General features: G+C 72.8%; 14 protein-coding genes. 8 read left to right on the forward strand and 6 right to left on the reverse strand.

Annotated elements, in window-relative coordinates; translation table 11 throughout:
* Positions 1-16 precede the first annotated feature (16 nt).
* Positions 17-883 (forward strand): 1,4-dihydroxy-6-naphtoate synthase, encoded by an 867-nt coding sequence (locus JK364_RS19665; protein WP_201852585.1) that lies wholly within the window; start codon positions 17-19, stop codon positions 881-883.
* Positions 884-1,083: 200 nt separating this feature from the next.
* Here JK364_RS19665 and JK364_RS57565 read toward each other — a convergent pair whose 3' ends face one another.
* Positions 1,084-1,467: a cold-shock protein gene (locus JK364_RS57565; RefSeq protein WP_014177506.1), complete on the reverse strand. Its 384-nt coding sequence runs from the start codon at positions 1,465-1,467 to the stop codon at positions 1,084-1,086.
* Positions 1,468-1,635: 168 nt separating this feature from the next.
* Here JK364_RS57565 and JK364_RS19675 point away from each other — a divergent pair, with 168 nt between their 5' ends.
* Positions 1,636-1,944, forward strand: a complete 309-nt coding sequence (locus JK364_RS19675) for a hypothetical protein (protein ID WP_307841330.1) — start codon at positions 1,636-1,638, stop codon at positions 1,942-1,944.
* Between the two features lie 148 nt (positions 1,945-2,092).
* On the opposite strand, the gene JK364_RS19680 is transcribed toward JK364_RS19675, so the two are convergent.
* Positions 2,093-2,734: an HAD family hydrolase gene (locus JK364_RS19680; protein WP_372461962.1), complete on the reverse strand. Its 642-nt coding sequence runs from the start codon at positions 2,732-2,734 to the stop codon at positions 2,093-2,095.
* 66 nt (positions 2,735-2,800) lie between these two features.
* On the opposite strand from JK364_RS19680, the gene JK364_RS19685 reads away from it, so the two are divergent.
* Genes JK364_RS19685 through JK364_RS19695 form a run of 3 tightly spaced genes read left to right on the forward strand, consistent with a single transcriptional unit; the run spans position 2,801 to position 6,002 of the window.
* Positions 2,801-3,910, forward strand: coding sequence for a FecCD family ABC transporter permease (locus JK364_RS19685; protein ID WP_230992199.1), 1,110 nt, complete (start codon positions 2,801-2,803; stop codon positions 3,908-3,910).
* A complete protein-coding gene (locus tag JK364_RS19690) occupies positions 3,907-5,082 on the forward strand; it encodes a FecCD family ABC transporter permease (RefSeq protein ID WP_201852420.1) in 1,176 nt (391 codons plus the stop codon). Before JK364_RS19685 ends, JK364_RS19690 begins: the two co-directional genes overlap by 4 nt.
* The gene (locus tag JK364_RS19695; protein ID WP_230992200.1) at positions 5,079-6,002 is read left to right on the forward strand and encodes an ABC transporter ATP-binding protein; all 924 of its coding nucleotides are present in this window, start codon (positions 5,079-5,081) and stop codon (positions 6,000-6,002) included. Before JK364_RS19690 ends, JK364_RS19695 begins: the two co-directional genes overlap by 4 nt.
* 95 nt (positions 6,003-6,097) lie before the next feature.
* On the opposite strand, the gene JK364_RS19700 is transcribed toward JK364_RS19695, so the two are convergent.
* On the reverse strand, positions 6,098-7,405 hold the full coding sequence (locus JK364_RS19700; protein ID WP_201852422.1) for a hypothetical protein: 1,308 nt from the start codon (positions 7,403-7,405) through the stop codon (positions 6,098-6,100).
* Between the two features lie 285 nt (positions 7,406-7,690).
* On the opposite strand from JK364_RS19700, the gene JK364_RS19705 reads away from it, so the two are divergent.
* On the forward strand, positions 7,691-10,555 hold the full coding sequence (locus JK364_RS19705) for a helicase C-terminal domain-containing protein (RefSeq protein WP_372461968.1): 2,865 nt from the start codon (positions 7,691-7,693) through the stop codon (positions 10,553-10,555).
* Between the two features lie 75 nt (positions 10,556-10,630).
* On the opposite strand, the gene JK364_RS58045 is transcribed toward JK364_RS19705, so the two are convergent.
* Positions 10,631-11,557: a VanZ family protein gene (locus JK364_RS58045; protein ID WP_372461963.1), complete on the reverse strand. Its 927-nt coding sequence runs from the start codon at positions 11,555-11,557 to the stop codon at positions 10,631-10,633.
* Positions 11,558-11,727: 170 nt separating this feature from the next.
* Between JK364_RS58045 and JK364_RS19715 the strand changes: the two genes are divergently transcribed.
* Positions 11,728-13,377 carry a DNA repair helicase XPB gene (locus JK364_RS19715; protein WP_201852424.1) on the forward strand — a complete coding sequence of 550 codons (1,650 nt, stop codon included), beginning with the start codon at positions 11,728-11,730 and terminating at the stop codon, positions 13,375-13,377.
* A 358-nt stretch (positions 13,378-13,735) separates the two neighbouring features.
* Positions 13,736-15,829 carry a HelD family protein gene (locus JK364_RS19720; protein ID WP_201852589.1) on the forward strand — a complete coding sequence of 698 codons (2,094 nt, stop codon included), beginning with the start codon at positions 13,736-13,738 and terminating at the stop codon, positions 15,827-15,829.
* A gap of 42 nt (positions 15,830-15,871) precedes the next feature.
* Here the strand turns inward: JK364_RS19720 and JK364_RS19725 are convergent, their stop codons facing one another.
* The gene (locus tag JK364_RS19725) at positions 15,872-16,291 is read right to left on the reverse strand and encodes a VOC family protein (protein WP_201852425.1); all 420 of its coding nucleotides are present in this window, start codon (positions 16,289-16,291) and stop codon (positions 15,872-15,874) included.
* Between the two features lie 234 nt (positions 16,292-16,525).
* Positions 16,526-17,248, reverse strand: coding sequence for a copper homeostasis protein CutC (locus tag JK364_RS19730; protein ID WP_201852426.1), 723 nt, complete (start codon positions 17,246-17,248; stop codon positions 16,526-16,528).
* Positions 17,249-17,279: the final 31 nt, after the last annotated feature.

Below are 17,279 nucleotides of genomic sequence, written 5' to 3' on the forward strand. Positions count from 1 at the left end.
TCCCCTGAGCGATCCCCTGACTGAGCCTTTGAAGATCGCCTACTCCCCCTGCCCCAACGACACGTTCGTCTTCCACGCCTGGGCCCACGGCCGCGTCCCCGACGCGCCCGCGCTCGATGTCACCTTCGCGGACATCGACATCACCAACGGGATGGCCGAGCGCGGTGAGTTCGACGTACTGAAGGTGTCGTACGCCGTACTGCCGTGGGTGCTGGACGACTACGCGCTGCTGCCCTGCGGCGGCGCGCTCGGCCGCGGCTGCGGTCCGCTGGTGCTCACCCGGCGGCCCGGCGAGGGGCAGCAGCTCACCGGGAAGGACCTGGCGGGGAAGACGGTCGCGGTGCCGAGCGAGCGTTCGACCGCGTATCTGCTCTTCCGGCTGTGGGCCGCCGCCGAGGTGCCGGGTGGGGTCGGCGAGATCAAGGTGCTGCCGTTCCACGCGATCATGCCCGCGGTGCGGGACGGCGAGGTCGACGCCGGGCTCGTCATCCACGAGGCCCGGTTCACCTATCAGAATTACGGACTGCACTGCCTGGCTGACATGGGCGAGCACTGGGAGCAGACCACCGGACTCCCGATCCCGCTCGGCGCGATCATCGCCAAGCGCTCACTGGGCGCCGATCGGCTGCGGGAGCTCGCCGACGCCGCCCGGACGTCGGTACGGATGGCCTGGGACGACCCGGAGGCGTCGCGGACGTATGTCCTGGACCACGCCCAGGAGATGGACCCGGCCGTCGCCGATCAGCACATCGGGTTGTACGTCAACGAGTTCACCGCCGACCTCGGCGAGAGCGGCTACGCCGCGGTCCGCGGGCTGCTGACCCGCGCGGCGGCCGAGGGGCTGGTACCGCCCCTCGGCCCCGGGGCGCTGGACGCGGTCTGACACTTCGGCAAACGGTCTGGCCCTTCGGCAAGTGGTCCGACGCTTCGGCAAACGGTCACACACCAAGCGGAGCCGGATGGATACCCATCCGGCTCCGCTGGCGGAATGTCGTATGACGGAATGTCGTATGTGCCGATGCGCGCCGGGCCGCTCAGGCCGAACTCGGACCAGACACGGCCCGGACTCAGCCCGGACTCAGGTCAGACGTCGAGCTGGTCGGCCACCGCCCGCAGCATGCCCGCGATTTTGTGGCCGTGTGCCTTGTCCGGATAGCGGCCGCGCTCCAGCTGCTGCGTCACATTCTCCAGCAGGGTGGTCAGGTCCTGGACGATGGACGCCAACTCGTCCGGCTTGCGGCGCTGGGCGGCCGCCACGGAGGGAGTCGGATCGAGAACGGTGACGGACAATGCCTGATCCCCGCGATTTCCGGCCACTACGCCGAATTCCACGCGCTGCCCCGGCTTCAGTGAGTCGACGCCTTCCGGAAGCACCGACGAGTGAACGAAGACGTCGCCACCGTCATCGCGGGAGAGAAAGCCAAAGCCCTTCTCACTGTTGAACCACTTGACCTTGCCGGTAGGCACGTCTGTCTCGTCCTCGTCGCTCGTCGGAAAACACGGAAAAACAGCTCTCGATAGCACTACAGCGGGTCGTAAGACCCGCCACCACCAAGGCTAATGGTCCCGAGCCTGGTGACAAGACGTACCCGGGTGGTTCCTATGCGCGCTCTGGCACGGATCTACCCTGGTCCGGTGAGTAATGAAACCCCGCACCGCGGCGGCTCCCCCAGCCACCCTCGAGAGGCGCCCCTTCCCGGCGACCGGCTCATCCGGTCCGGCGTCATCGTCTTCGCCATCGGAGCGGTGGCCACGCTCGTCACCGTCGCGCCGCTCTTCCTGGGCGCGGATCCACTGCCCTCGGTGGCGTACTTCGTCTGCATGCTGATGGGCGTCGGCTTCGCGCTCGCCGCCGTCGGGCTGCTGCGCTCCATCGCGGCACAGCGGCGGGAGGCCGCGGCCGCCGCCCGGGTGTCACCGCCCCCCGTACCGCCGTCCGGGTGAACCGGCCGCATCAGGCGAACCAGGTGCATCAGGTGAACCGGCTGGGCTCATGGGCTGGTGGGCTCATGGGCTGGTGAGTTTGTGAGTTTGTGAGCTGATGGGCCGAGCCGGTGAGTTCATGAGCCGGTGAGCTCGTGAACTGGGCAGGTCAGCCCGCCGTGCGATCGCCTATGTAGCCCGACAGCCAGACCGGGAACGCCGTCAGATCGTCCAGCACGACATCCGCGCCGGCCGTGAGCAGCTCGTCCGCCGCGCAGGGCCCGGTGGCGACCGCCACGGAGAGCGCACCGGCCGTACGGGCGCCCCGTACGTCACCCGTGTGGTCCCCGACGTACACCGTCGCCCCGTACTCCCGCAGCGCCTCCGCCTTGGCCTCGGCCCACAGCCAGCCGATGACCGCGTCCGCCTCGATGCCCAGGTGGCTCAGGTGCAGCTTGGCGTTGGGCTCGTGCTTCGCGGTGACGACGATGGCCCGGCCGCCCGCCCGCCGCACGGTCTCGATCGCCTCCCGCGCCCCCTTCATGGCCGGGGTGGGCGCGATCGCGTACTCCGGGTAGATCTCGCGGTAGAGCTCGCCCATCTCCTCGACGCGCTCATCGGGGAACCACTGCACCAGCTCCTGCTCCAGCGGCGGGCCGAGCCGGGTGATGGCGAGGTCGGAGTCGATGTAGGTGCCGGTCCGGGCCGAGAGCGCCTCGTACGCCGCCTTGATGCCCGGCCGGGAGTCGATGAGGGTCATGTCGAGGTCGAAGCCGACGGTGAGAGCGGAGTGCGAAGCCATGCCCGCCATTGTGCCTCGGCCCACCCCATACACTTAGCCTCGCCTAACTTCGTAGCCGACGAGCGAACGGACGCGATGACCGCCGACCGGACCAGCAACCGCCCTCCCAGAGCCCCCCTGGTCCGCGCCTCCCCGGTCCGCGCCTCTCCGGCCCCCAACTCCCCGGTCCCCGCCTCCCCGGTCCGCGCCTCCCTGGTCCGGCGCCGCCTCGGCTGGACGGCCGTGGCCGTCGTCGCCCTGCTGCTCGCCGTTCTGCTGAGCCTCGCCGTGGGCAGCCGCCAGATCGCGCCGAGCGCGGTCCTGGACGCGCTGCTGCACGGCGGTTCCAGCGACGCCGCCGACATCGTGCGGTCCCTGCGGCTGCCGCGGACCCTCATCGGGCTGATGGTCGGCGCGGCGCTCGCGATGGCGGGCACCGTGATGCAGGGCGTCACCCGTAACCCGATCGCCGACCCCGGCATCCTCGGCATCAGCCAAGGCGCCTCGGTGGGCGTGGTGCTCGCGATCGCCTTCGCCGGAGTGCATACGCTCAGCGGCTTTGTCTGGTTCGCCTTCGCGGGCGCGGGGCTGGCGTCGGTCGCCGTCTACGCCATCGCCACCAGCGGGCGGGGCGGCGCGACCCCGGTCAAGCTCGCGCTCTCCGGCGCCGCGATCAACGCCCTGCTGGTGTCCGTGACGACGGGCGTGCTGACGACGAAGGCGGCGGCCCTGGATGAGTTCCGCTTCTGGCAGATCGGCTCGCTCGCCGGGCGGGACACCGGGATCGTCGGCCAGATCTGGCCGTTCCTGCTGGTCGGCACGGTGCTGGTGATCGCGGTGGCACGCGGTCTCGACGCACTGGCGCTCGGCGAGGACGTCGCGAAGGGGCTCGGCCAGAACGTGGCGGTCGTACGGATCGTCGCCGCCCTCGGCGCCACGATCCTCACCGGCGTCGGGGTCGCCGCCGCCGGCCCGCTCGCCTTCATCGGCCTCGCGGTCCCCCATATCGCCCGCGCGATCGTCGGCACCGACCACCGCTGGGTGCTGCCGATGGCCGCCCTGATCGGCCCGGTGATGCTGCTGGTCTCGGATGTGGTCGGCCGGGTCGTCTTCCCGCCCAGTGAGGTCCCGGCGGGCGTGATGACCGCGCTGATCGGGGTGCCCTTCCTGGTGACGCTGGTGCGCCGGAAGGCGGTGGCCGCGTGAGCGCGACGGAGAGCCGTACTGACAGCCGTACGGTCCGCACGGGGGTCCGCCCGGCCGGGTACGGGCTGATCCGCGTCAAGAGCAAGGGGCACGGCGGACGTGGCGGAGGCGGCGGACATGGCGGAGGCGGCGGACGTGGCGGATCGTTCCTGCTGCACCGCCGCTCGGCCCTCGTCGCGATCGGGCTCGCTCTGGCCACCGCCGCCGTCTGCGTGACGTATCTGTGCGTCGGCGAGAGCTTCATCGCCCCCGGCGACGCCGTGAAGGCCGTCCTCCACACCCAGTGGGGCCTCGGCCGGGCCACCCCGAACGACCTCGTCGTCGGCACGCTGCGGCTGCCCCGGATGACGCTCGGCCTGATGGTCGGCGCCGCCTTCGGCATCGCGGGCGCGCTGATCCAGACGGTGGCCCGCAACCCCCTCGCCAGCCCCGACATCATCGGCGTCAGCCAGGGCGCGAGCGCGGTGACCGTGGGCGCGATGACCTACGGGGTCAGCTCCTACACCGTCCTGCCGTACCTCTCCGTCGCGGGCGGTCTCGCCGCCGCCGCGCTGGTGTACGTCTTCGCCTGGCGCGGCGGGCTCCAGGCGGCCCGCTTCGTGCTCATCGGCATCGGCTTCGCGGTCGCGCTGCGCTCGATCACCCATCTCTTCCTGACCAAGGGCGACTATCTCGTGGCCCAGCAGGCGAAGGTGTGGATGACCGGTTCGCTCAACGGACGCGGCTGGGGCGAGGCCGCTCCGCTCGGCTGGGCGCTGCTGGTGCTGCTGCCCGGTGTGCTGTGGGCGGCGCGGGCGCAGCGCACGGTGTCCATGGACGACGACACGGCGACCGCGCTGGGCGTACGGCTCGGACGGGTGCGGCTGGGCCTGGTGGCCCTCGGCGTCGTCCTCGCGTCGATGGCGACGGGCGCGGCAGGCCCGGTGGACTTCGTGGCGCTGCTCGCCCCGCAGATCGCCCGCCGGATGACCCGGACCGCCCAGATCCCGCTGCTGTGCTCGGCCCTGACCGGAGCGTTCATCGTCGTCACCGCCGATCTGCTGGCCCGCAAGCTGTTCGCGCCGACCGAACTGCCGGTGGGTGTGCTGACGGCCGCCGTCGGCGCCCCGTATCTGATCCATCTGCTGCTGTCTTCCGGGGGACGCGGCCGTAAGGGAGGCACCGCCGCATGACCGCTTCGGCGTCCACAACGGGAACGAGCCCGGAAGCCGATCCGGCGAGTCCGGCGGAAACCGGTCCGGCGGAAGCCGCTTCCGTGAACCGGCCGAACCAGCCGAATCGGCCGAACCAGCCGAACCGGCTCAGCGCACGCGCGCTGACCCTCGCCTACGAGGACCGCACCGTCGTGGACGGGCTGGACCTGGAGATACCCGATGGCGAGGTCACGGTCATCGTCGGCCCCAACGCCTGCGGCAAGTCCACCCTGCTGCGCGCCCTCGGGCGGCTGTTGCGGCCACGCGGCGGCGCCGTGCTCCTCGACGGCACGGATCTCGCGCGCATCCCGACGAAGAAGATCGCCCAGTCCGTGGGGCTGCTTCCGCAGACCCCGGTCGCGCCCGAGGCGATCACCGTCGCCGATCTCGTCTCCCGTGGCCGCCAGCCGCATCAGCGGTGGTGGCAGCAGTGGTCGGAGGAGGACGAACGGGCCGTCACGGACGCCATGGAGCGCACGGACGTGACGGCGCTCGCCGACCGCCCGGTGGACGAGCTGTCGGGAGGGCAGCGGCAACGCGTATGGATCGCGATGGCGCTCGCGCAGGAGACCGATCTGCTGCTGCTGGACGAGCCGACGACGTACCTGGACATCTCCCACCAGGTGGAGGTGCTGGACCTGGTGCGCCAGCTCAACCACGAACGCGGCCGTACGGTCGTCGCGGTCCTGCACGACCTCAACCAGGCCGCCCGCTACGCCGACCATCTGATCGCGATGAAGGGCGGCAGCATCGTGGCACGCGGCCGCCCGGAGGGCATCGTCACGGCGGAGCTGGTGCACGAGGTCTTCGGCCTCGACTCGGTGGTCGTCCCGGACCCGGTGACCGGCAGCCCCCTGGTCGTCCCGGGCACGCCTTGGCAGGCCGCCGAGCAAGACTGACCGCGCGGGCCGAGCAAGGCTGAGCGCGAGGGCCGAGCAAGACTGAGCGCGAGCGGCCGACCACGGCTGAGCGGGACCAGGGCCGGCGCCCGGCGTCAGCGCTTGCGGCTCGCGCGCCAGAGGAGGAACAGCACCGAGGCGATGGCCGCGCCCCGGACGACGAAGGGCCAGGTCTCGGTCAGGGCGTCCTTCCAGCCGTGTTCGGGGATCGCCTTGCCCCACTTGTGGTCGGCTCGGCCGTACAGCCAGATCGCGGCCCCGGCCGCGACCAGGCCGGGCATGCCCAGGGCGGCCCACCTCGCCTCGGCCGGGGAGCGGCGGTAGGTGCTGTAGTACGCGATCACCCAGCCGAACGCGATCGGGATGATGTTGCCCAGGGCGGCGCCCGCCACGAGGAGTCCGACCGCCACCAGCAGCACCGGGCCGAGCCCGGACACCCATTTGGGGACGCCGCCCCCGCCCGCGGGCTGACCGGCCGCCTTACCCGCCTTACCCGCCTGACCGGGCCCGAGCAGTACGCGGCGCAGCCCGCTACGCGGCTTGCCTCCGGCCTCCGCCTTCTTGGCCTCGGCCTTCGCCTCCGCCTCCGCGGCGGCCTCGGCCTCGGCGGCCTCCTTCTCCGCCGCCGCCTTCTCCTCGGCCTCCCGCCGCTCCTGGCGCTCCTGCTCGGCCGACTTGCCCTTACCGAGCAGTTCGGGGATCTCGATCCCGCCGGTGAACCCCTCGACCGCGCCGTACTGCGCGTCGCGCTGCTCGGGCTGGGCGAACGGGCCCGGCTCGACGTGCCACCAGTCCATGTCGGACTCGCCGGGGCCCAGTTCGTCCTCGCCCGCGAGATGCGGCGGCGAGGCGGCGTTGGACGGGGGCGTGGCGGGGGTGGCGGGCCTCGGCTTGATCAGGGAGGGGGTGCCGTCGCCCGGGGTGCGGTTGGCGCGGCCGTCCCTGTTCCGGCCGTCCCCGTTCCGGCCGGTGCCGGGCACCCCCGGGGCGTCCTCCTCGCGCGGAGCGGGCACCTTACCGGTGAGACCGCTGCTCTTGGCGAGCCCGGCCAGCTTCTCCCGGGCCGCCCGCGCCGCCCCGGCGGCCCCTCGCGGCGCCACACCGCCACCCGCACCGCTGCCCTCCGTACTGGGGTCACCGCCCATTCCCCCCGACCCCGGGTCGGGGACCCGGCCGCCCGCGGCGGCCACCACATCGGCCGGTGAGCCCAGCTTGGACAGGATCCGCTTCACCCCGGCCGGGCTGTCCGCCCCTCCGGTGGCAGTGGCCCGTCGATGGTCGATATCGGCACGAAGCCCGGAGACCAGCCGCATACGTTCACCGGACGACAGACCTTGCTGCTGAGCCAGGTCACCGACACGGCTCAGATAGTCGTAGACGAGCTTTTCGCTCTCGATCCCCACCAAGACCCCTGAGAATGCGCACCGTCGGCGTATCAGTCGGCTCCGACGGTACCGCGCGGAACCGGAATCCCGCCGCACCCCCTCCGTCCCGCACCCCGCGGGTACTGTGGATCGAATGAGCAGTTCATGGAATCGAGAGGGCTGACATGCCCGAAGAGACCAGCTCGCGCAACCGGGAGGCATGAGTTGCCCGCAGACACCGGCCACGGGGGCAGCGGTCCGCAGGATCGCGTCCCCCCGGGCGGCGGCCCACGAGACGGCGGCCACGGCGACCGTGGCCGCGGGGTGCCGCGCACCCTCGCCGATGAGCTGCGCACCCGGCCCGACGACGCCCTCGCCGCCCTGCTGCGCGCCCGCCCCGATCTGCTCTCCCCGGTCCCGAACGACCTCACCCAGCTCGCCACCCGCGCGGGCACCCGCGCCTCGGTGGTACGAGCCGTGGAGCGTCTCGACCGATTCGCGCAACAGACCGCCGAGGCCCTGGCCGTCGCGCCCGACCCGTGCTCGTACGAGACCCTGCGGGACCTGCTGACCGGCGACGAGGGCCCGGAGCCGGAGGAGGCCGGGGTCAGCGGAGGCAGCGGGGACTCCCGAAGCCCGGAGGAACCCGGTGGCCCCGGAGGCGCCGGGACCCCCGCGAGCATCGGCGCGCCCTTGCCCGCCGAGGAACGCGCCGCGATCGTCGCCGAGTTGCCGCGGGCCGTCGCCACGCTGCGCGAGCAGGCCCTGATCTGGGGTGGGGACGATCGGTTTCGGCTCGTCCGGACCGCTCGGGAGCTACTCGCGCCCTCGCCCACCTCGCCCTCCCCGACCGGGCTCGGCCCGACCGTGCAGGAGGCCACGTCCGGGATGTCGCCGGGGCGGCTTCAGGAGCTGCTGGCGGCGGCCGGGCAGTCGCCGACCCACGATCCCGTCACGGCGGCGGCGGCCCTGGCCGAGCTGTTCCGGGACCGCGCCCGGATGGCGGCGCTGCTCGACGGGGCGCCGGCGGGAGCGGCGGGCGTGCTGGCCAAGCTGACCTGGGGGCCGCCGTACGGGGAGGCGTCCGTCGCCTCGCCCACCCCGCCCATCGGCTGGCTGCTGGACCACGGGCTGCTGCTGCCGTCCGGCCCGCGCAATGTCGTACTGCCCCGCGAGGTCGCCCTGCATCTGCGCCACGGCCGCGCGCACCGCACCCCCGAGCCGTTCGCTCCGTCGCTCTCGCCCACCACCGAGCACGATCCACAGGTTGTGGACAACACCGCGGCGGGCCAGACCTTCACCGCCCTGGCCACCGTCGAAGAGCTCCTGGGGCAGTGGGAGACCGCCGGGCCGCCCGTCCTGCGCGCGGGCGGGCTGAGCGTCCGCGACCTCAAGCGGACCGCCGTGGCACTCGACGTGTCAGAACCGGTGGCCGCCTTCTGGATCGAGCTGGCGTACGCGGCCGGGCTGGTGGCCTCCGACGGCGAGACCGACGAGCGCTACGCCCCCACCCCCGCCTACGACGACTGGCTGCGGCTGCCCGCCGAGGAGCGCTGGGCCCGGCTCGCCGCCGCCTGGCTGCCCGCGACCCGTACGTCGGGCCTGGTCGGTGGCCGGGACAGCAGGGGTCGCACCCTCGCCGCGCTCGGCCCGGAACTGGACCGTTCCCCGGCCCCCGAGGTCCGCCGCCGGGTCCTGGAACTCCTGGCCACCCTCCCGCACGGTGCCGCGGCCGCCCCCGATGTCCTGCTGGCCCGGCTGCGGTGGGAGCGGCCGACCGGCCACCGCGGGGCCCCGGCCCCCACCGCGGCCGCCCCCGGTGCGGCCACGCCTTCCGGGTCCGCCCCCGGGGCCGCATCGTCCACCCCCGGGGCCGCATCGTCCGCCGCCGGAGCCACATCGTTCGCCGCCACCTGGTCTTCCGCGGCCGTCCCCGGAACCGCCTCCACCGCCGCCTCGCCCACCGGCGCCCCGCCCACCGGCGGCTTCCCCACCGGTGAGGACCTGCGCTCGCGGCTGGCCCGCTGGGCCGTCGCCGAGGCCGAAATGATCGGGGTCACCGGCCGGGGCGCGCTCTCCGCCCACGGCCGCGCCCTGCTGGAACGCCACCCGGACGAGCCGACGGCCGCCGAAAGCGACCTCGCGTCCGCGCAGGCCGCGCGGCTGCTCGCGCCGCTGCTTCCCGAGCCCCTCGACCACGTCCTGCTCCAGGCCGACCTGACCGCCGTCGCGCCCGGCCCGCTGGAACGGCCGCTCGCCGAGACGCTGGGCATCCTCGCCGATGTCGAGTCCAAGGGCGGCGCGACCGTCTACCGCTTCACGCCCGAGTCCGTACGGCGCGCACTCGACGCCGGGCGGACCGCCGACGATGTGCACACCTTCCTCGCCGCGCACTCCCGCACCCCGGTGCCCCAGCCGCTCGCCTACCTCGTGGACGACGTGGCCCGTAAGCACGGCCGACTGCGCATCGGCGCCGCCTCCGCGTATCTGCGCTGCGACGACGACGCGCTGCTCGCCGAGATCCTCGCCGACCGCCGTTCGGCGGGGCTGCGGCTGCGCCGCCTCGCCCCCACCGTGCTGGCCGCCCAGGCGCCGCCGGACACCCTGCTGGAGGGGCTGCGGGCCATGGGATACGCCCCGGCGGCCGAGTCCGCCGAGGGCGATGTGCTGGTCAGCCGCGCCGAAGCCCAGCGCACCCCGCCCCGTAGGCCGCCCGTCCCGGTCCCTGAGGGCCCGCCGGTACCCGACGCCACCCTGCTGGGCGCGGCGGTGCGCGCCATCCGTGCCGGGGACCTCGCCGCGACCGCGCCCCACAAACCGGTGGTCGCGGCCGAGGCAAGGTCGGAGACCGCCACCGGCTCACGGGCAGGGGCCGGGGCCGGATCCAGGTCCGGTTCCGGATCCAGGTCCGGGGCCGGGGTCGGTTCCGGGTCCGCCGCCGGTGGCGACCGGCTGCCCCGCACCACCTCCGCCGACACCCTCGCCACCATGCAGGCCGCCGCCCTGACCGGCTCCAACGTCTGGATCGGCTACGTCAACGCGAACGGCGCGGCCACCCAGCGTGTGATCGCCCCGGTCCGGGTCGAGGGCGGCTTCGTCACGGCGTACGACCACACGGCCGACGAGGTCCGTACGTACCCCCTCCACCGCATCACGGGCGCCGCCGAACTGGCCGAGGACGCCACGTAACACGCCGGGAGGGCCGTCCGCCCGGAGGGCGCTCCGGTCCAGGGGCGGGGTGGGGCTGCGACACGCAGGGACAGCTCACGCCGCGGGCGGTGTCTCGGTCTCTCGCCGGGTCCATCGGTGCCACCAGTGGCGGCGGCGCGGGTGCAGGGCGTGGCCGAGCCAACGGCCGACCACGACATAGCCGAGCAGCGCGCCCGACGTGTTGAGGATGACGTCGTCGATGTCGAAGGCCCGGCCCTCGACGATGAGCCCCTGAACGGTTTCGACGGCCACCATCACCAAAGCCGTCACCACGACCACCCGCACCGCGCCCCGCGCCTTGGGCACCAGCATCGGCAGCAGCACCCCGAAGGGCGCGCCGAGCAGCACATTGCCGCCGATCTGCTTCACCGTGTCCTGGAAGGCGGGCTGGTCGACGTAGGCGCGCAGCGAGCGTCCCGGATGCAGATTGGTGTGGACGAGGTCGACGGAGGCGGGCGAGGGCACGAGCGTGGCCTTGGCGAGCGCCGCCGCGAAGCCGACCATGCAGACGAACGCCAGGAGCAGCACCATCACCCGCGCGAAGCGCGCGCCGAACGAGGTGCGCTGCAGCAGCGCCTTCTCCGGGGCGCCCTGGGGCTCGGGGGTCTCGGTGGTCCGGCCCGTGGTGGACTGGCCCTTCGCGGGCTGCGTCTTCGTGGGCTGGGCCTTCGCGGACTGCGCCTTCGCGGGCTGGCCCTTCACGGCCGGCGACTTCGCAACCCGGGCCTTCGCCGTCGGCGACTTCGCGCTCTGCATCTTCCCGGTCGCGGGCGCCTTCTTCTGACCGCCCGGCGCCTTCTTCTGGCCCTGTCCGCTCGCCTTCTTCTGGCCCTCCGCCGTCCGGGAACCCGCCTGCGGCTTCTTCTCCGCGGACTGCCTCTCCCCCGACCTCTTCTCCGCCGTCGGCTTTCCCGCCGTCCGCTTCACCGTCGTCCGCTTGTCCGCCGTCCGCCGGATCTCCCATCCAGCGATGCTGATCACAGGGACTCCCTCCCGCCCATGTAGTTCGGGCTGTTGTCGTGGCCCCGTCGATCCATATCCGTCTTCGCCGCTTGCCCGTAGCCGCCCGGAGTATCCCTGTGGCTCTCCGCCACGCCTTCTCGATGGGGGACACTGGTTCTTTGGCCGGCTGTACGAAAGGACCCAGGCGCGTGAATGGACCCCTCATCGTCCAAAGCGACAAGACGCTCCTGCTCGAGGTGGATCACGAGCAGGCGGGCGCCTGCCGCCGCGCCATCGCGCCCTTCGCCGAGCTGGAGCGAGCGCCCGAGCACATCCACACCTACCGGGTGACCCCGCTCGGGCTGTGGAACGCCCGCGCCGCCGGGCACGACGCCGAGCAGGTCGTGGACGCCCTCGTGGCGTACTCCCGCTACCCCGTCCCGCACGCCCTCCTCGTGGACGTCGCGGAGACCATGGCCCGCTACGGGCGGCTGCGGCTGCTCAAGCACCCCACCCACGGGCTGGTCCTGGAGACCAGCGACCGCCCGATCCTCGAGGAGATCCTGCGGTCGAAGAAGATCCAGCCGCTGGTCGGCGCCCGGATCGACCCGGAGACGGTCGTCGTCCACCCCTCCGAGCGCGGCCAGATCAAGCAGACTCTGCTGAAGCTGGGCTGGCCCGCCGAGGACCTGGCCGGCTATGTGGACGGCGAGGCGCACCCCATCGAGCTGCGCGAGGACGGCTGGGCGCTGCGGCCGTATCAGACGCAGGCCGTGGAGGGCTTCTGGCACGGCGGCTCGGGCGTCGTCGTGCTGCCCTGCGGCGCCGGAAAGACGCTGGTCGGGGCGGGTGCGATGGCCACCGCCAAGTCGACCACGCTGATCCTGGTCACCAACACCGTCTCCGCCCGCCAGTGGAAGCACGAGCTGGTGCGCCGCACCTCGCTCACCGAGGAGGAGATCGGTGAGTACAGCGGTACGCGGAAGGAGATCCGCCCGATCACGATCGCCACGTACCAGGTGCTCACCACCAAGCGGAAGGGCATCTACCCGCACCTCGAGCTGTTCGACTCCCGCGACTGGGGCCTGATCGTCTACGACGAGGTGCATCTGCTGCCGGCGCCCGTCTTCAAGTTCACCGCCGATCTGCAGGCGCGGCGGCGGCTCGGGCTCACGGCGACGCTCGTCCGGGAGGACGGCCGGGAGTCCGATGTCTTCTCGCTCATCGGACCGAAGCGCTTCGACGCCCCCTGGAAGGAGATCGAGGCGCAGGGCTACATCGCGCCCGCCGACTGTGTCGAGGTCCGGGTCAATCTGACCGAGGCCGAGCGCCTGACGTACGCGACCGCCGAGACCGACGAGAAGTACCGCTACTGCGCCACGACCGACTCCAAGCGGCGGATCACCGAGGCGCTGGTCGCCCGGCACAAGGGGCAGCAGACGCTGGTCATCGGGCAGTACATCGACCAGCTCGACGAGCTGGGCGAGCACCTGGACGCGCCCGTCATCAAGGGCGAGACCACCAACGCCCAGCGGGAGAAGCTCTTCGACGCCTTCCGGCAGGGCGAGCTGTCGGTGCTCGTCGTCTCGAAGGTCGCCAACTTCTCCATCGACCTCCCCGAGGCCACGGTCGCCATCCAGGTCTCCGGCACGTTCGGATCGCGCCAGGAGGAGGCCCAGCGGCTCGGCCGGGTGCTGCGCCCGAAGGCCGACGGCCACCCGGCGGTCTTCTACTCGGTGGTCGCGCGCGACACGATCGACCAGGACTTCGCGGCGCACCGCCAGCGGTTCCTGGCCGAGCAGGGGTACGCGTACCGGATCGTGGACGCGAGCGAGCTGCTCGCGGACGAGGACGTCTGACGTCCGGGCCGTCGCCGCCGTGACCTTCCGCGCGCCGCGGCTCGCCTGACTGGCCGAGGGCGACCGGCCCGAGGGCGACCGGCCCGAGGGCGACCGCCCCGAGGGCGACCGGGCCGAGGGCGACCGGGCCGAGGGCGACCGGGCCGAGGGCGACCGGGCCGTCATAATTCATTCGCCTCCCCGACATGCCCTGGCTACAATCGCCGGTCTTGCCGCCTCCCGCGTTCCGAACGGGAGAGCCGCCGCCCGGACGGAAACCGGTCGGCATCTCGTATCGCGCGTCATGTACGTACCGCTACGTACCGCGCATCCGTTTTGTGCACTCGCTTTTGTGTACTCGCTCGCCGGAGGCTACGCCGTGCCCTCGCACGCCCCTGACCACCCAGACCCCCTCGCGCGGGAGCGCGCCCATCTGACCGCGTCCCGCGCCGCGCTGCGCGCCATGCGCGCCGACGTGGAGGCCCTCGACCTCCGGGACGTCGCCGCGAACTGGGTCAACGCCGAAGCGCTGCACCACCAGGTCAGCGAGCGCATCAAGGCCCTCGCCGACCTCGCCGACACCCCGCTCTTCTTCGGCCGCCTCGACTATCTGCACGCGCCGGGCGCGGAGGTGGCGGAGGGCGCCGAGGGAGAACGCTTCTATATCGGCCGCCGCCATGTGCACGACGCGGACGGCGACCCCATGGTCATCGACTGGCGCGCCCCCGTCTCCCAGCCCTTCTACCAGGCGTCCAAGAAGGCGCCGATGGAAATCGGGCTGCGCCGCCGCTTCGGCTATACGGGCGGCGAGTTGACGGCGTACGAGGACGAACGGCTCTCCGACCCCACCACTGAGACATTTTCCGGCTCCGCCGGGGGGTCGCAGACCAGCAAGCTGCTCCAGTCCGAGATCGAGCGCCCGCGTGTCGGCCCCATGCGGGACATCGTCGCGACGATCCAGCCGGAGCAGGACGAGATCGTCCGCCAGGGGATCGGCGGCACCATCTGCGTCCAGGGGGCGCCGGGCACCGGTAAGACGGCCGTGGGGCTGCACCGGGTGGCGTATCTGCTGTACGCGCACCGCGAGCGGCTGGCCCGCTCCGGCACCCTGGTCATCGGCCCGAACCGCTCCTTCCTCCATTACATCGAGCAGGTCCTGCCCGCCCTGGGCGAGCTGCAGGTGGCCCAGGCGACCGTCGAGGACCTGGTGACCCGGCCGTCCCTGGGCGCGGTGACGCGGGGCACCGACTCCGCCGACGCGGCCCGTATCAAGGGCGACGCCCGGCTGGCCGAGGTGCTGCGCCGCGCCCTGCGCTCGTACGTCACCCGGCCCACCGAGCCGTGCGTCGTGGTGCGCGGCTCACGCCGCTGGCGGGTGCCCGCGTACGAACTGGAGGAGATCGTCGAGGAGTTGCTCACCCGCGACATCCGCTACGGCGCGGCCCGCGAGGCGCTTCCGCGGCGCATCGCGCACGCCGTGCTGGTCCGGATGGAACAGGCGGGCGAGGCACCCGACGACCGGGTCCAGGACACGGTGGCCCGTAACCCCGCCGTGAAGGCGGCCGTCAAGGCGGTCTGGCCACCGGTCGACCCGGCCAAGCTGGTGCTGCGGCTGCTCTCCGACGCCGACTTCCTGGCCGAGCACGCGGAGGGCGTCCTCGACGCCGACGAGCAGAAGACCATCCTGTGGGCGAAGCCGTCGCGCGGGGTGAAGTCCGCGAAGTGGTCCCCGGCGGACCTGGTGCTGATCGACGAGGCCGCCGATCTCATCGAGCGCACCCCGTCCCTCGGCCATGTGGTCCTGGACGAGGCGCAGGACCTCTCCCCCATGCAGTACCGCGCGGTCGGCCGCCGCTGCAGCACCGGCTCGGCGACCGTGCTCGGCGACATCGCCCAGGGCACCACCCCGTGGGCGACGGCCAGCTGGGAGGAGGCCCTGATCCACCTCGGCAAGGAGGGGGCGGGGATCGAGGAGCTGACCCAGGGCTTCCGGGTGCCGCGCGAGGTGATCGCGTACGCCTCCCGGCTGCTGCCCGCGATCGCCCCCGGCCTGTCGGAGGCCACCTCGATCCGCGAAGCGGCGGGCGACTTCTCCGTACGGGCCGTGAGTTCCGCGGAGCTGGACGCGGCCGTGATCGCCGCCTGCCACGAGGCCCTGAGGCACGAGGGCTCGATCGGGCTGATCGCGGCCGACGCCCGCATCCCGGCCCTGGCCCAGGCCCTCGACGCGGCGGGCCTGACCCACCTCACCCCCGGCGAGGAGACCAGCGCCGAGTCCCGCCTCACCCTCGTCCCGGCGACGCTGGCCAAGGGCCTGGAGTACGACTACGTGGTCCTGGACGAACCGGCCGCGGTGGTCGACGGCGAACCCGACGAACGCACCGGGCTGCGCCGCCTGTACGTGGCCCTGACGCGTGCGGTGTCCGGGCTGACGGTGGTCCACGGCGCACCCCTGCCGGAGCGGCTGAGCTGACCTGGCCTGACCTAACCTGGCTGAGCTGACCTGGCCTGACCGTTATGCCTCGGCTTCAGCGGTCTGCTGCTCGTATCGCTTGAGGGCGTCCGGGGTGACGGGCGCGAAGAAGTTGACCAGATTGCCGTCGGGGTCCCTGAACAGCAGCGAACGGTTGCCCCAGGGCTGCGTGGTGGGCTCGTTCACGATCTCGACGTCGAACTCCTTGAGCCTCTCGTACTCACCGTCGACATCGGCGACGCGGAACTCCACGATCACGCTCTGGTTCGCCGCGGGCCGGGGCGCCTGCTCACCGAGCACCCGCACCGTGCGGGTGCTCGCAAGGGCGAGGGTTCCGCTCGATGTCATGAGCTCGGCGAAGTCGTCCGTATACCGCTTCGCGGTCAGGCCCGTGGCCCGCTCGTAGAAGTCGACGATCCGGGCGACGTCCTCGGTGATGATGCGGATCGAGGCAAAGTGCATGGCAAGCTCCCGTGAGGTGTTGTGTGCCGTGCGGATGACCGTACGGTCGATACCGGGCAGAAGCCGCCCGGTATCGAACCCCGGTTTCTGGGCTCGGTGTGCGGGCCCAGCACCCAGCCCAGCAGGAGCTTGTCGGCACAGCCGCCACGCAGCCCGCCTCAGCGCCACGCAGCCCGGCGCCACGCAGCCCGCCTCAGCGCCGCGCAGCCCGTCTCAGCGCCGCGCGGCACGCCCTCAGGCGACCGGAACGGGCGCGTCCAGGGCCGTACGCCACTGGCCGACCGCGGTGGCGGCCACCGGGCCGGCCCATCCCGCCGGGCGGGCCGCGCCGCCGATGTGGAAGGCGTTGATCCCGGCGGCGCGCAGGGCGGGCAGGTGGTCGAGGCGCAGCCCGCCGCCCGCCATGATGCGCGCTTCGTAGCCCGGGGTACCGGCCCGCTCGGCCTCGGCGTGCAGGGTGGGCAGACCGTCGTCCACGCCGCGCGCCGACCCGGCGGTGAGATACGTGTCGAGGCCGGGGATGTCGGCGAGCCGCTTGCGCAGGCCGTCGCGATCGGCGGCGCGGTCGATGGCCCGATGGAAGGTCCAGCGGCTCTCGTCCACGCCGCCACCCGCGCCCACGACCTCGGTCAGCGCGGTCACGGCGGCCAGGTCGACCCCGCCGTCGTCGGTCAGGAAGCCCAGGACGAACTCGTCCGCCCCCTCCGAGTGCAGCGCGGCGGCGGCCTCGCACAGCGCGTCGAACGCGTTCCCGGTCGCGAAGCCGTCCGACGCGCGGAGCATCACCCGCACCGGCAGATCGACGGCCGAACGAACGGCGGCGAAGGTCTCACGGGATGGGGTGAGCCCGTCGGCGGCCATGTCGGTGACCAGTTCGAGGCGGTCCGCCCCTCCGGCCTGTGCGGCGATCGCGTCCGCAGGGGTCAGGGCGATCACCTCGAGCAATGGTCTAGACATGCAGGACAGCTTGCCACACCGCACAAGAGGG

Source organism: Streptomyces endocoffeicus (genome assembly GCF_016741935.1).
Classification (GTDB): Bacteria; Actinomycetota; Actinomycetes; order Streptomycetales; family Streptomycetaceae; genus Streptomyces; species Streptomyces endocoffeicus.

Coding starts and splice junctions, on each gene's coding strand:
- JK364_RS19730 (WP_201852426.1), bottom strand. CDS start 17,248: ATGTCTAGACCATTGCTCGAGGTGATCGCCCTGACCCCTGCGGACGCG.
- JK364_RS19685 (WP_230992199.1), top strand. CDS start 2,801: ATGACCGCCGACCGGACCAGCAACCGCCCTCCCAGAGCCCCCCTGGTC.
- JK364_RS19680 (WP_372461962.1), bottom strand. CDS start 2,734: ATGGCGGGCATGGCTTCGCACTCCGCTCTCACCGTCGGCTTCGACCTC.
- JK364_RS19695 (WP_230992200.1), top strand. CDS start 5,079: ATGACCGCTTCGGCGTCCACAACGGGAACGAGCCCGGAAGCCGATCCG.
- JK364_RS19725 (WP_201852425.1), bottom strand. CDS start 16,291: ATGCACTTTGCCTCGATCCGCATCATCACCGAGGACGTCGCCCGGATC.